Genomic DNA, 12,901 nt, shown 5'->3' with positions numbered 1-12,901 from the left:
CCCATGGCCAGCCCATCCGCCACTCCCATGCGCTCGCTCGACCGGGCCTTCGACGTACTGGGAGTCCTCGAGGACGCCAGGCACCCGCTGCGGCTCAGCGACATCGCCCGCCGCGCGGAACTGCACGTGGCCACCGCCCAGCGCATCCTGAACGTCCTCGTCGACCGCGGCTACGCGGCCAGGGAGGACACCGGGTACGTCGCCGGGCCCGCGGCCGTCGCCACCGCCCACGCCTTCCTGGTCAACAACCGGCTCAGCCCGGTCGCCCTGCCCATCCTTCAGGAGCTGGCCGCCACCACCGGTCTCACCCCGACCCTGTTCGTCCGGGTCGGCCACTCGCGGGTGCCGATCGCACGCGTCGAGGGCCGCAACCCGCTGCGCTACCAACTCCCCATCGGCGACAAGCTCACCCTCCACCTCGGAGCCGGGAAAGCCCTGCTCGCCTGGCTGCCCGAGGACGAACAGGCGGCCTACGTCACCGCCGCGACCCCCTTCACCAGGGCCTCGGGCCAGCAGGTCACCGCCGAGGACCTCACCGCCGAACTCCACCGCGTGCACACCGCCGGCTACGCCCTCTCCCAGGACGAACGCGTCCAGGGTGTCACCTCCGTCAGCGCCCCCATCCTCAAGGACGACACCCTGCTCGGCGCCCTCAGCATCGTCGGCCCCAGCACGGATCTGCCCGAGGCCGACCACCAGAGCATCATCACCGAAGTCCGCCACGCAGCGAAGGCCATCGCCGTGCGCTGCGCCTGACCGAAAGCGCCGCCGTGCCCCAGCCGATACCCACCTACGCAGACCTCCTCGCCCGCACCGACGCGCCCGCCGGCTCCAGTTGGCACCTCTTCACCGAGCAGCCCGAGCGCGGCATGGCCAACTTCGCGGGCCCCGAGCAGATCCTGCGCGCCACGCCCTGCGTACGCGAAGGTCGGGCCATCAGCCTCGACTACGCCCTCGACGCGTTCGACCCGCCCATGTCCCGGGCCCGCGGCATCCCCACACACCACATCACTGCCAAGCACGAACAGGCCCGCGACGACTCCCTGGACGGCTTCCACCTCCAGGCCAGCACCCAGGTCGACGGGCTGCGCCACCGCCGCGCCTCCGGACACGGCTTCTACAACGGCGTACCCGACGACGCCATCACCCCGCGCAGCCCACGCCTCGGCGTCCAACTCTGGGCCGAGACACCCCTGGTGGGCCGCGGCCTGCTCATCGACATCGACGGCCACCTGCGCGAGCGCGGCACCCCGCTCGACCACACCGCGGGCCCCGCCCTCACCCCCGCCCTGCTCGACGAGGCTCTCGCCGCACAGCACTGCACCGTCGAGGACGGTGATCTGGTGCTCGTCCACACCGGCTGGGCCCACTGGTACCTCACCACCGACCCCGACACACGTACGGAGACACGTGCCGCACGCCGTGCCACCGGCTTCGCCCAGTCACGCGAGTTCGCCGCCTGGTGCTGGGACCACCGCATCGCGCTGATGGCCACCGACACGTTCGCCGTCGAGGTCCTGCCCGTCCTGCCCGACGGCGACTTCCACGACAGCGCGCCCGAGGACGCGGGCATGATGCACCAGGAACTCATCGCCAAACTCGGCCTCCCCCTGGGCGAGTTGTGGAACCTGACCGCACTCACCGAGCACTGCCGTGCCACCGGCCACTGGGACAGCCTCCTGACCGTGAAGCCCCTCCACCTCACCGGCGGAGTCGGCTCACCGGCCAACGCGACTGCGCTGCGCTGACATTCGAGGGGTGCCGACTCGCCCCGTGGTCCGCGACGGCGTGTTCGCGTAGCGGCCGATGAACTCGTGGATCTCCCTGGCGACCAGTTCGGGAGATTCGTACGGGGCGAGATGACCTGCGTCCGACAGGAAGACCAGTCGGCCGCCGGGCATCGCACGGACGTCGGTGATCAACTTGTCCTGCGGGGCGATGGTGTCTCTGCCGCCGATGACGTAGCACGCCGGCACGGCGATCCCGGACAGCTCCTCGTACATGCTCGTGTAAGCACCGCCACCGGGTCCGAGCCAGCTGCGCCAGAACTGCTCTGTGACAGCACTCGTCATCGTGTGCACGACGTCGGTCGTCCTGCTCGGGTCCAGCGAGATGGCCCCGATGGCCTCTGTGATGGCTTCGACGTCACGGAAGGACCCGTGGAACCCTTCGATGACCGGATCGCCCGCCTCGGTACCGCCCGCGTTCCACGGCATGAGCGCCATGACCGCGAACACCCGGCCGGGCCGGTCGAGAGCAATCCGCACGCTGAGCGCGCCGCCGAAGGAGAGTCCGACGAGGGCGAAGCGTTCGAGGCCGAGCTCATCGCAAGCGTCGATCACCGTTTCGGCGATCCGGGTGAGGCTCGATCCGTCGGCAGGCGCATCGAGGGAGCCCGCGTGGCCCGGCAGGTCCATGAGAACGAGGCGATAGCCGTCAAGCAGGGGTGCCACCTCGGACCAGCAGTTGAGTGAGCACCCGAGGCCGGGCAGCAGAACGATCGAGTCCGGTCCGTCTCCCCGCTCCTCGTAGTGGATACCGTTGTGCGTCTTCGGCATGGGATCCCTCCGTGTGTCATGTGGTCCGGGCTGTCGTCGGTCGCCGTACGAGCAGGTGTCACGGCGTTACACCAGTGACAGGCTCGTGCGAAGCGAGGCGAGCAGATCCACCACCTCGAAGGGTCCGGCAGCAGTGCCGAAGACGTAGAAGTCCGGGCGAACCAGCACGGCCACGACACCGGACTTCTTGAGCCAGTCGCTCAGCGCCTCGCCCTCCTCCTGGACCCCCTCGGCGCCAACCACCACGGACCGCAGCCCGATCGCGCGCTCGAGTTCCGTTACGGCCGCGGTCGTCGCCGCGTCCGGCTCGACCACGCTGAACAGGGTGAACCCGCGGCCGAGCACGTCGTCTGACCGCTCCGTCTTCCCGCCGCTCGTACTACGTAGAAGGGGCTGTACGGCCAAGTGACCGGCCAGCGGTTGTCCGTGCCGGAAGCCTGCGCCGACAGGTGGCTCGAACGGTGGCGGAAGCTCGGCCGCCGACCTCATCTCCTCACGACGACGCGCCGCACGAACGGGGTCGGTCTCGCAGACGACGGTCCCCACCCGCACCGACTCCTCGATGTAGTCGATGACTTGTGGCCTTCGCGAGTGCGTGTACAGGTCCAACAGCTTCGGGTCAGCGGCGCCGGTCAGTACGAGGTCGAGCATCCAGCCGAGGGTCGCGGCGTCTCGGATGCCGGAGCTCATGCCCTGTCCGAGGAATGGCGGCATGACGTGAGCGGCGTCGCCGGCGAGCAGAACCGACCGGTGGCGGAATATATCGGCCACGAGGGATCGGAACTGATAGACGGTCTGCCGGATCAACTCCCCCTCCTGCGGGCCGATCCAGGGCCCGAGCAACTCCCAGACGCGTTCTGGCCGGTGTCGGGGATGTCCAGCCTCGGGGCGCCGGGCCGCGGCCGGACGTCGACGACCAGCCAGTCGCCCCGGAACCCGAGGTCATCCGTCGGAATGCCGCAGAGCGTGCGGACCGCGCTGTTGGCGCCGTCCGCGCCCACCACATAGCGAGCGGTGACGACCTCGCCGTCCGCCAACGTCACCACCACATGGTCGGCCTCCTGGCGCAGGTCGACCAGCTCCGCACCGAAACGAACGTCCACCGTGGATGCTCCGCGGACCGCCACGTCCAGGACATCCTCGAGTTCCGGCTGGTAGAAGTGGTACGACGCGTCCCAGCCCGAGGGCGCGGCCCATTGCCTCGGCAGACGGGAGATCACGCTTCCGTCGGGAGCGAGGAATTCATACACCCGAGCCGGTTCGGCGATGCGCCGTACTTCGTCGGCGATGCCCAAGGACTGAAAGACGCGCATGATTTCGTGATCGAAGTGTCCGGCTCGTGGTGTCTCGTAGCGCCCAACTCGCCGTTCACACACCAGTACGCGGTGCCCCGACGCCCCCAGGAGAGCAGCCAGGGTCTGACCCACCGGGCCGTACCCGATGATGAGGACATCCGCATCCACGGCATCCGGCGTGATGGTGGATGTGCGGGGTTCATCGGCAGACTTCACGCGTCCCTGCCCTCGACGTCCAGCACGATCCGGCCGCGGGCGCGGCTGTCCGCGTGGAGCATCCGCCAGGCGTCGGCGGCCTGCTCCAGCGGGAAGGAGCGATGCACGGAGACGGACAACTTCCCGGACTCGGCGAGCGCGGCCACCTCCGCCAACTCGTCGGCATTCGCGCGGGCCCACACCAACTGGCCACCCTGTTCGGGAGCGGTGATGTCGGCCACGGAGGCGACCCGCGCGGGGTTCTTCAAGACCTTCCGCGAGACGGACACCGCGTCCCCGCCGTAGAAGTCGAGCGCCGCGTCGACGCCCTCCGGCGCGAGCTCGCGCACCCGATCAGCCAGTCCTTCTCCGTAGGTGACCGGTGTGGCGCCGAGTTCACGCAGGTAGTCGTGGTTGCGCTCGGCGGCGGTGCCGATGACGTGTGCACCCCGGGTGGCGGCGAGCTGCACGGCGAGCGAGCCGACCCCACCTGAGGCCCCGTGCATCAGGACGGTGTCGCCCTCGCCGATGTCGATGCGTCTGATGGCCTGGTACGCCGTCAGCCCGTTCAGCGGCAGACACGCCGCATGCAGCCAGTCCCAGGACTCCGGCTTGCGTGCCAGCGTACGGACCGGGGCCGACACCAGTTCGGCGTAAGTGCCGTTCTGCGCCCAGTCCTTGAGGATGAAGCCGATCACCTCGTCGCCGATCTCGAACTCGGTGGCGCCGAAACCGCGAGCCTCGATGACGCCGGCCATCTCGAAGCCCGGGACGAGGGGAAAGTGGGTCACCATGATGCCGTCGAGATTGCCGACGGCGATCTTCTCGTCGGCCGGGTTCACTCCGGCTGCCTTGACCCGGACCAGGAATTCCCCGGGCGCGACCGCCGGTGTCGGCTGTTCGGTGAGCTCCAGATCGTCCGCGCCGCCGTAACGCGGGAGTGCGATGGCTTTCATGGTCACCTCAATGTCCTTTCAGGTGTGGGGAGTTGGGCGTGCGTGGCCCACCTGGGTCACGCACGGCCGAGCTGGGCACGGAACCAGTCACCGACGAACTCCGTGCGCTCGGCCGCGTGGTTGTACATGGTGTGCTCGCCGTCGTCCCAGACCCGCAGGGTGTGATGCTCCGACAGGTCGAGGAACACCTTCTGCTGGTCGAGGCTCACCAGCGGGTCGTTGCCACCGTGCAGCACGAGCATCGCGGCGCTCGTGCGCCCGACCGCCGGGTCGAGCCACAGGGTGCGGAAGACGGCCGCGGCTTCGTCGTCGGTGTCGACGCCCAGGAGCGCCCGCGATTGTTCGCGCGCGGTCCGGAACGGCAGTGGCTCCGGCTTCGTGGTGGCCCCGTTGACGCAGCACGCGCCGAAGCGGCTGTCGTACACCGCGGCGCGGGCGGCGAGCAGACCGCCGAAGCTGTTTCCCCACACTCCGTACGGGCCGTCGTAGCCAGTACGGGCGCGCACGGCGTCGAGGACAGCGCTGAAGGCTCGGTCCACGTGCCCGTCGAGGTGGAGTCCGCCGGCCATGCGTGTATCACCCTGGCCCGGTGTCTCGAGCAGGACAGCGGACAGTCCGCGCCGGGCCAGGGCTTCGGCCTGCTGATGAAAGGCCGGGCCCCAACCGCTCTGCCCGCCGACGATGACCACCGTGGGGCCAGGGCGGGCGCCGGAGCGACTCACGAACCAGGCGGTGCAGTGGCTCTGCCGGAACGGGATCGACAGCCGTTCCACGCGCAGCTCGGTGTCTAGCTCGGCCGCGGCCTGGTAGGCCCGGGTGAGCCGGACGTAGAGCGCGCGTTTGGCCGGGTGGTCGGTGTTGAAGGCCATCTGCGCAAAGATCAGGGAGGCCGTTGCCCGGCGGTAGCACGCGACCGCGGTCTCGACATCGCCTCGGTCGGCGGCCGCCTCCGCACGGGTCAACTGCGCCTCGGCCAGGCGATCCGCGACTTCATGCCACGGTTCGGAGACGTCCGCATGGGCCAGGTGGGTGGCGTCCCCGTGGTCCATGCCGTAATCGAGCATGCGGGACATCGGCATGGCACGCAGCAACGCGGCCCGAAGCTTGGCGGGATCGTCCACCACCGAAATGGGAGCCTCCATCAGCGCGCGGCTCCGTCGGTGCAGCGGCGCAACGGAATGACCGGCGCCGCCTCGGTGACGGTATTGCGCAACTCGCCGAGACCTTCGATCGCCGCGACGACCTCGTCGCCCGGCTGCAACCAGGGGTAGGTCGCCGAGTCGTGCGTGCGGGAGAGCTCCATGACGCAGCCGGTGCCGCAGGTGCCGGAGCCGATCACATCACCGGGCCGCACTTCGGCGCCGCGGGACGCGTAGGCGATCATTTCGCCGAACGACCAGTGGATGTCCGACCACAGGGAGCGGGAGTAGGGGACGCCGTTGACCGCGCAGGTCATTTCGAGTCGGTGTCCGTTGCCCTCGCGGAAGTCGGCGATCTCGTCCGGGGTCACGAAGTACGGGCCGAGGCTCGTCGCGGTGTCCTTGCCTTTCACCGGCCCCATCGACAGTTTCATCTCGCGCTGCTGAACGTCCCTGCCACTCCAGTCGTTGAGTACGCAGTAACCGGCGACGGCCTGTTCGGCGTCCTGGACAGTCAGGTCGCGGCCGCCGCGCCCCACCACCGCGGCGACCTCCAGTTCGAAGTCGAAACGCTCCGCACCCGGTGTCATCGGCACCGGCCCGCAGCCCATCACGGCGTAGGGATTGGAGAAGTAGAAGACGGGCAGCTCGTACCAGTCGGGGTCCATCTCGAGGCCCCGCCAGGCGCGCCCTGCCCGGACGTGCTGTTCGAAGGCGTAGAAGTCGCGGACGGTCGGAGGCGTCGCGATCGGCGACAAGGGAACGATGTCCGGCAGGGGCACGGCCGCACCGCGCCGCAACGCGGTCCGTCCGGCAGCGAGCAACTCGGCCTCGCCGGCCTCGATGAGAGGCAGCAGGTCCGCCGGACCGTCGACAACCCGGACCAGGTCGCCGTCCACCACGCCGACGCGCGAGGACGTGCCGTCCGCGTAACGAACGAACTTCACTGCCCCACCTCCTTGGCTGTGGCGGCATCGGCTGCCACCGCTTGCTCGCGCGTCCAGGCGCGGTAGCTCTGCTCGGTGAAGCCCGTCGCGCCGTGGCGCTCGACCGAAGCCCGGATGGCGTCCAGAAGCTCGTCTGGGTCGGTCTCGATGTCGATGTGCTCGACGAAGGGCTGTCGTGCCACGAGCCCGGTCCGCCAATAGACCTCACACCGGTTGCCCTCGGGGTCGTAGAAGTAGACGCCGACGGCATTGCCGTGCGAGACGATCATGTCGAGCCGGACGTCGTGCTCCCGGAAACGCCGATGGAAGCCGAGGACGTCCTCGAAGCGTGCGCACCGGAAGGACACCTGTTGGATGAGTCCGATCCCGCGTGGTGCGTCCCGGCCCTCGGCCAGGAGCAGTTCGTGATGCTCGGTGTCCGGCCGGGCGGACAGGAACCAGATGCCGAGCCGTTCGTCGTGGTCGGTGACCGTCAGCCCGAGTACGTCGGTGTAGAACGCCAGTTGCCGACCTACGTCGTGACAGCGCAGGCCCACATGGCCGAGTTCCGCGACGGACGGCGTTGAAGTCGTCACGCCGATCCTCCTAAACAGTGTTCTGCAGGGCAGATCATGTTCTGCAAAGTAACTCCGCCACGGCACCCCGTCAATGGTGATGTGTTCCGCGGAGCCGCTTGCGTTCTGCTCAGCAGAACACAGAATGGGCGGCGCATCGGTGGCATGGAGGCCACTGTGGCGACTATTCTGGCTGGCGAAATGCAGTTCAATCACCAGAACAGCCGCGGTGACGACGGCGAGATGGAGGGGTCGTGGCAGTGTCGGCCGCCTACCCGGTGGAATCGATCGACAACGCGGCGCGGATCCTGCTGATGCTGGTGGACAGACCGTCGTTGCGAGTCGCCGACGTGTCCGCCGAGTTGGGGGTGGCCAGGTCGACCGCCCATCGGATGCTGACCACCCTGCAGGCCCGCGACCTGCTCCGCCAGGACGCCCAGACCAAGGGCTACGGACCTGGTCCCGCCCTGGCCAGGCTCGGCATCGCCGTGATGGGGGCGGTCTCCCTCCGCGACGAAGCGCGTCTCCTGCTCGAAAGGCTCGTCGAAGCCACCTCCGAGACCGCGCATCTGCTCGTCCTGGAAGGCACGGAGACCGTCTTCATCGAAGGCGTGGAGAGCCAGCAGGTGATCCGTGCCGGGCTGCGTACAGGGCAGCGAGGCCCGGCGCACGCGTCTGCCGCAGGGAAAGCTCTGCTCGCCGAGCTCTCCCGCGAAGAGTTGCGGCGCCGCTATCCGGGCGCGCGACTGCGAGGCGGAACCGAGCACGCGGTCAGCACGCGCCGGGCGCTCGAGGCCGAGCTCGAGAAGGTGAGGGAGACCGGCTACGCCACCAACCTGGAAGAGAGCGAACGGGACCTCTGCGCGGTGGCCGCCCCGGTACGGAACCGGCAGGGCGTGGCCTGCGGTGCGCTGTCCGTATCCGGCCCGGCGAGGCGGACCGACGCCAAACTCGCCCTCCTCGGTGACGCTGTCGTCGCGGCCGCCACCGAACTCGGCGCGCGGCTCGGTTAGGGCTCGGACAGCGCGCTCCGCCCTGGCGACGGCGGTGGCGATGGCGATGGCGATGGCGATGGCGATGGCGATCAAGCTTGTCGAGTCCGCCCAGCCGCGCCGGCGTGCGATCACCTCGTCGAACGAACCCCCCGAGGAACCCGCCGCAGCACGACACCTCAACCTCCCTGCAAATCCAGCCAGTTGCTCATGGCGCCAACACCGGTGGCGCTACGCTGCTGTGTCGTGCAGCAGACGCGACTCGACATCGCTCGGATCCGGGCGGCCCGCCGGTTGATCGACCCGGTCTTTCTCGACACTCCGCTGTACCGCTGCGAGGCGCTGGAGCCCGGCCTCGGGTGCACGGTGAGCATCAAGCTCGAAACGGCGAACCCGGTCCGCAGCTTCAAGGCCCGTGGCACCGAGGTGGTCGCGAGCCTGCTCGCCGGCAAGGCCTCACGAGCCGTGGTGTGCGCGAGCGCGGGCAACCTCGGCCAAGCCCTCGCGTGGTCCGGTCGCGGCCGGGGGCTCGACGTCACAGTCGTCGCATCCCGCTTCGCGATGCGGGCCAAACTTGACCGCATTCGCGCACTGGACGCCGGGTTGGAGCTGGTGGACGGCGACCACGAGATGGCTCGCGAGCGGGCGGCGGCCATCGCACGGCACGACGGCATCCGGCTGGTCGAGGACAGCCTGGACATCGAGACCTGCGAAGGCGCGGCGACCATCGGTCTGGAACTGGTGGGCACCGCGCCGTCGTTCGACACCGTCCTGATCGCTCTCGGCGGCGGGGCGCTGGCCACCGGCGTGGGTCATGTGGTGAAGGCGTTGGCACCCGAGGTCGAGGTGATCTGCGTCCAGCCGCTCGGCGCACCGGCGTTGACACACTCGTGGCGCAGGCGACGGGTCGTCACCACCGACTCGACCGACACCATCGCCGACGGCGTCGCCGGCCGGCGCCCCATCCCGGCCGTCCTTCACGACCTCCTCCTGGTCGCCGACGACGCCGTCCTGGTCCAGGAGGCGTCGATCATCGCCGGTATGCGGATGCTCCTCGACCACGCCGGCCTCGTCGTCGAACCGTCGGCCGCGCTCGGCATCGCGGCCATCCTCGAAGACCGTGACCGCTTCGCCGGCCGACATGTCGTCACCATCGTGTGCGGCAGCAACGTCGACGTGGACGCCTATCACCGCTGGGTCGGCGCATCCAGGTCTGTCATCACACGCGGTCCAGGTGGAGCCAACAGTGAGAGTTCCTGACATGTCTCGCGGTGCGCGTCTCACTGCCCACAGCGCAGTCTCCACATCCCTCGCCCTGCGCAGTGATCACGCGCTGCGCGAGCTTGTGGACACGGCCGTGCCGATCGGATCCGGCATCGGCGGGAAGTCGTCCCTGCTGGAGGTCGCCGGAACCCCGGTTTTCGTAAAGCGGGTGCCCCTCACCGACTTGGAGAGACAACCTGAGCACGTCCGGTCCACGGCAAACCTGTTCGAACTGCCCGTCTGCTGCCACTACGGCGTCGGCACCATCGCCGGGCCGGGCTTCGGAGCCTGGAGAGAGCTCGCCGCGCACACCATGACGACGAACTGGGTGCTCTCGGCGGAACACGAGGGCTTCCCCCTGATGTACCACTGGCGGGTGTTGCCTGACATGACGCCCCTGCCCGAGGACCTGGCCGACGTCGAACGGGCTGTTGCCTACCGGGGCGGCGGATCGCAGGTACGCCGCCGGATCGAGGCTCTCCAGCAGTCCTCGGCGAGCGTCGCGCTGTTCCTGGAGTACATCCCGCAGAACCTGCACCAGTGGCTGGGCACTCAGGTCGAAGCAGGCGACGAGGCCACCAACCGGGCCTGCGCCATGGTGGAGAGGGAACTTGCGGCCGGTGTCTCGTTCATGAACAACCGCTGGCTCCTGCACTTCGACGCACACTTCGAGAACATCCTGACCGACGGGCAGCACCTCTACTTCGCAGACTACGGCCTCGCAATCTCCTCCCAGTTCGAACTGTCGCAGGACGAGGCCGACTTCTTCGACCGGCATCAGACCTACGACCGCTGTTACACCGCCACGTATCTGGTGAACTGGCTGGTCACCGCTCTGTACGGATACCGGCGGGAGGACCGGGACGGCCGCTACGAGCTGGTGCGTGCCTACGCAGAGGGCAAGCGTCCCACCGGGATCCCGGAGGAGGCCGCGGCGATCCTCGCCCGGCACGCGCCGATCGCCGCCGTGATATCGGACTTCAACCTCAAGTTCCAGCGCGAGAGCAGGCAGACCCCATATCCGGTGGAGGAGATCCGCCGGATCGGTCGCACGTACAGCCCATCCCTCGGCTGACGGGGCTGCCGACACACTCTTCGGCGAGGGCAGCACCGTCACGTCCTTGTCGGTCTGGAAGATGGGAGGCATGGCGGTCTGACACCGCCATCGATGCCCGGGCACGTGCTGTGCCGCCGTCGACAGCCTCTCGGCTCACGCGTCACGGCGGCGCAGCACCGCCCCCGCGGCGAGCACCAGTGCCGCCGTATATCCGGCGACCAGCAACAGTGAGGGCCAGGGGCCGAGGCTGCCGACCGTCTCGGCCGTGGCGTCCGAGGTCTGGGTGAGCTTCTCCAGGGCCGCCGTCGGCGAGATGCCCGCGACCCAGCGTTGCGCGTCGCCGAACAGCGGGCCGAACAGGGACGGCAGGAGCAGCAGGCCGATGACGGTGGTCACAGCGCCCGCGGAGTGGCGTACGAGCGTGCCGACCGCGAGGCCGAGGAGCCCGGCCACCGCGAAGGATCCCGCGACGCCGAACAGAGCGGGCAGCGGTCGGCCCTGCGCGTATGTCCCGTCGTCGAGCATGGCGTCGCCGGCCAAGTAGGCGAGGGAGCAGGAGGCCAGCGACAGGACGTACAGCAGTCCGGCGATCAGGGTGCCCTTGGCCGCGAGGACGGTCGCGCGGCGTGGGTTGGCGGCGAACGTGGTGCGGATGGTGCCGCTGCTGTACTCGCCGGTGACCAGGAGCACACCGACCACGGCGGCCAGCATCTGCCCGACGACCGCCAGGGTGAGGCTGCCGCCGAGGACGGTGTCGTCGCGCTGCAGGCTGCCGGTCGCCGCCACGAACACCGCGCCCACGACCGGCAGGAGGGTGGTCGCGGCGGTCGTCCACACCGTGGAGCGAACGCTGCGGAACTTGATCCACTCGTAGGCGAGGGCCTGTACGTATCCGGCGCGGGCGCCGGTGAGTCCGGTGAGTGCCGGGGCCGGGTTGGTGGCATGAGTGGTCGTCATCGCAAGGTCTCCTCGGTCTTACGTACGGAAGCGGTGCGGTACTCGGCCGCGTCCTGGGACAGGGCGGTGTAGACCTCCTCCAACGAGGAGTGAGCGGGGGTCAGTTGGTGCACGGCGAGGCCGTTGTCGCGGGCGAGGTCGCCGATCGTGGCGGCGCCGGGGCCCTCGACCCGCCAGTCGCCCCGGGGGTCCAGACGTACGCGGGCGCCCTTGGCTTCCAGCAGGGCGCGCAGCTTCTCCGGCTCCGGGGAGCGCACCAGCGTGTGGGCGCGGGAGTTGGTCTCGATGAAGTCGCGCATGGTGGTGTCCGCGAGGAGGCGGCCCCTGCCGATCACGATCAGGTGGTCGGCGGTCAGCTCCATCTCGCTCATCAGGTGCGAGGAGAGGAAGACCGTACGGCCTTGTGCGGCAAGCGACTTCATCAGGTCGCGGATCCACCGGATGCCCTCGGTGTCCAGGCCGTTGACCGGCTCGTCCAGGATCAGCACCTCGGGATCGCCGATCAGCGCGGCGGCGATGCCCAGGCGCTGGCCCATGCCGAGCGAGAAGCCCTTGGTGCGGCGCCTGGCGGTCGCCTGTGGCAGGCCGACCAGGTCCAGGACCTCGTCGACGCGGCGGCGCGGGATGTTGTTGCCGGCCGCGAGTCCGGCGAGGTGCTGGTAGGCGGAGCGGCCGCCGTGCACGCCCTTGGCGTCCAGGAGCGAGCCGACGGTGCGCAGCGGTGCGGCGAGATCCCCGTACCTCTTGCCGCCCACCGTGACCCGTCCGGCGGTCGGGGCGTCGAGTCCCAGGACGAGCCGCATGGTGGTCGACTTCCCGGCGCCGTTGGGGCCGAGGAAGCCGGTCACCCGCCCGGGGCGGACGGTGAAGGAGAGTCGGTCGACGGCGGTCTTGTCGCCGTATCGCTTGGTGAGTTCCGTTGCCTCGATCATGTCGTCGACGCTAGGGACGGCGGAGCGTTCCGACGTCCTGCGCCGGGAGTCGGCCG

At 69.4% G+C, this 12,901-nt stretch carries 14 protein-coding genes; 5 read left to right on the top strand and 9 right to left on the bottom strand.

Annotated features, from left to right (window positions below):
* Window positions 1-3: 3 nt before the first annotated feature.
* Both OHA73_RS38825 and OHA73_RS38820 read left to right on the top strand, forming a co-directional pair.
* On the top strand, window positions 4-756 hold the full coding sequence (locus OHA73_RS38825; RefSeq protein ID WP_327657491.1) for an IclR family transcriptional regulator: 753 nt from the start codon (window positions 4-6) through the stop codon (window positions 754-756).
* Between the two features lie 14 nt (window positions 757-770).
* On the top strand, window positions 771-1,748 hold the full coding sequence (locus OHA73_RS38820) for a cyclase family protein (protein ID WP_327657490.1): 978 nt from the start codon (window positions 771-773) through the stop codon (window positions 1,746-1,748).
* Here the strand turns inward: OHA73_RS38820 and OHA73_RS38815 are convergent.
* The 7 genes from OHA73_RS38815 to OHA73_RS38785 all read right to left on the bottom strand — a co-directional run bounded on the left by OHA73_RS38815 (window position 1,719) and on the right by OHA73_RS38785 (window position 7,665).
* A complete protein-coding gene (locus OHA73_RS38815; RefSeq protein WP_327657489.1) occupies window positions 1,719-2,558 on the bottom strand; it encodes an alpha/beta fold hydrolase in 840 nt (279 codons plus the stop codon). The genes OHA73_RS38820 and OHA73_RS38815 overlap by 30 nt on opposite strands.
* A 66-nt stretch (window positions 2,559-2,624) precedes the next feature.
* Entirely contained in the window at window positions 2,625-3,365 is a 741-nt protein-coding gene (locus OHA73_RS38810) for an FAD-dependent monooxygenase (RefSeq protein WP_327657488.1), read from the bottom strand.
* Window positions 3,362-4,021: an FAD-dependent monooxygenase gene (locus tag OHA73_RS38805; RefSeq protein WP_327658612.1), complete on the bottom strand. Its 660-nt coding sequence runs from the start codon at window positions 4,019-4,021 to the stop codon at window positions 3,362-3,364. Before OHA73_RS38805 ends, OHA73_RS38810 begins: the two co-directional genes overlap by 4 nt.
* Before the next feature lie 44 nt (window positions 4,022-4,065).
* Window positions 4,066-5,004 carry an NADP-dependent oxidoreductase gene (locus tag OHA73_RS38800; RefSeq protein WP_327657487.1) on the bottom strand — a complete coding sequence of 313 codons (939 nt, stop codon included), beginning with the start codon at window positions 5,002-5,004 and terminating at the stop codon, window positions 4,066-4,068.
* Between the two features lie 56 nt (window positions 5,005-5,060).
* The gene (locus tag OHA73_RS38795; RefSeq protein ID WP_327657486.1) at window positions 5,061-6,146 is read right to left on the bottom strand and encodes an alpha/beta hydrolase; all 1,086 of its coding nucleotides are present in this window, start codon (window positions 6,144-6,146) and stop codon (window positions 5,061-5,063) included.
* Complete coding sequence (locus tag OHA73_RS38790) at window positions 6,146-7,090, bottom strand: fumarylacetoacetate hydrolase family protein (RefSeq protein ID WP_327657485.1); 945 nt, start codon at window positions 7,088-7,090, stop codon at window positions 6,146-6,148. The genes OHA73_RS38795 and OHA73_RS38790 overlap by 1 nt, the downstream gene beginning before the upstream one ends.
* Window positions 7,087-7,665 (bottom strand): VOC family protein, encoded by a 579-nt coding sequence (locus OHA73_RS38785; RefSeq protein WP_327657484.1) that lies wholly within the window; start codon window positions 7,663-7,665, stop codon window positions 7,087-7,089. The genes OHA73_RS38790 and OHA73_RS38785 overlap by 4 nt, the downstream gene beginning before the upstream one ends.
* A 233-nt stretch (window positions 7,666-7,898) precedes the next feature.
* Here OHA73_RS38785 and OHA73_RS38780 point away from each other — a divergent pair, with 233 nt between their 5' ends.
* From OHA73_RS38780 to OHA73_RS38770, 3 genes are all read left to right on the top strand, one after another.
* Window positions 7,899-8,657 carry an IclR family transcriptional regulator gene (locus OHA73_RS38780; protein WP_327657483.1) on the top strand — a complete coding sequence of 253 codons (759 nt, stop codon included), beginning with the start codon at window positions 7,899-7,901 and terminating at the stop codon, window positions 8,655-8,657.
* A 225-nt stretch (window positions 8,658-8,882) separates the two neighbouring features.
* Window positions 8,883-9,896 carry a threonine ammonia-lyase gene (locus OHA73_RS38775; RefSeq protein WP_327657482.1) on the top strand — a complete coding sequence of 338 codons (1,014 nt, stop codon included), beginning with the start codon at window positions 8,883-8,885 and terminating at the stop codon, window positions 9,894-9,896.
* A 1-nt stretch (window position 9,897) separates the two neighbouring features.
* Window positions 9,898-10,974, top strand: coding sequence for a protein kinase family protein (locus tag OHA73_RS38770; protein ID WP_327657481.1), 1,077 nt, complete (start codon window positions 9,898-9,900; stop codon window positions 10,972-10,974).
* 135 nt (window positions 10,975-11,109) lie between these two features.
* Here the strand turns inward: OHA73_RS38770 and OHA73_RS38765 are convergent, their stop codons facing one another.
* Window positions 11,110-11,913, bottom strand: coding sequence for an ABC transporter permease subunit (locus OHA73_RS38765; RefSeq protein ID WP_327657480.1), 804 nt, complete (start codon window positions 11,911-11,913; stop codon window positions 11,110-11,112).
* Entirely contained in the window at window positions 11,910-12,845 is a 936-nt protein-coding gene (locus OHA73_RS38760; protein WP_267068083.1) for an ATP-binding cassette domain-containing protein, read from the bottom strand. Before OHA73_RS38760 ends, OHA73_RS38765 begins: the two co-directional genes overlap by 4 nt.
* Between the last annotated feature and the right edge of the window lie 56 nt (window positions 12,846-12,901).

The organism is Streptomyces sp. NBC_00483 (assembly GCF_036013745.1).
Classification (GTDB): Bacteria; Actinomycetota; Actinomycetes; order Streptomycetales; family Streptomycetaceae; genus Streptomyces.
This window is presented reverse-complemented; position numbering and strand designations above follow the sequence as displayed.

Bases quoted from the DNA above. Each gene is read 5' to 3' on its own strand.
- OHA73_RS38825 (WP_327657491.1), top strand. From the start codon at position 4: ATGGCCAGCCCATCCGCCACTCCCATGCGCTCGCTCGACCGGGCCTTC.
- OHA73_RS38815 (WP_327657489.1), bottom strand. From the start codon at position 2,558: ATGCCGAAGACGCACAACGGTATCCACTACGAGGAGCGGGGAGACGGA.
- OHA73_RS38800 (WP_327657487.1), bottom strand. From the start codon at position 5,004: ATGAAAGCCATCGCACTCCCGCGTTACGGCGGCGCGGACGATCTGGAG.
- OHA73_RS38795 (WP_327657486.1), bottom strand. From the start codon at position 6,146: ATGGAGGCTCCCATTTCGGTGGTGGACGATCCCGCCAAGCTTCGGGCC.
- OHA73_RS38770 (WP_327657481.1), top strand. From the start codon at position 9,898: ATGTCTCGCGGTGCGCGTCTCACTGCCCACAGCGCAGTCTCCACATCC.
- OHA73_RS38765 (WP_327657480.1), bottom strand. From the start codon at position 11,913: ATGACGACCACTCATGCCACCAACCCGGCCCCGGCACTCACCGGACTC.
- OHA73_RS38760 (WP_267068083.1), bottom strand. From the start codon at position 12,845: ATGATCGAGGCAACGGAACTCACCAAGCGATACGGCGACAAGACCGCC.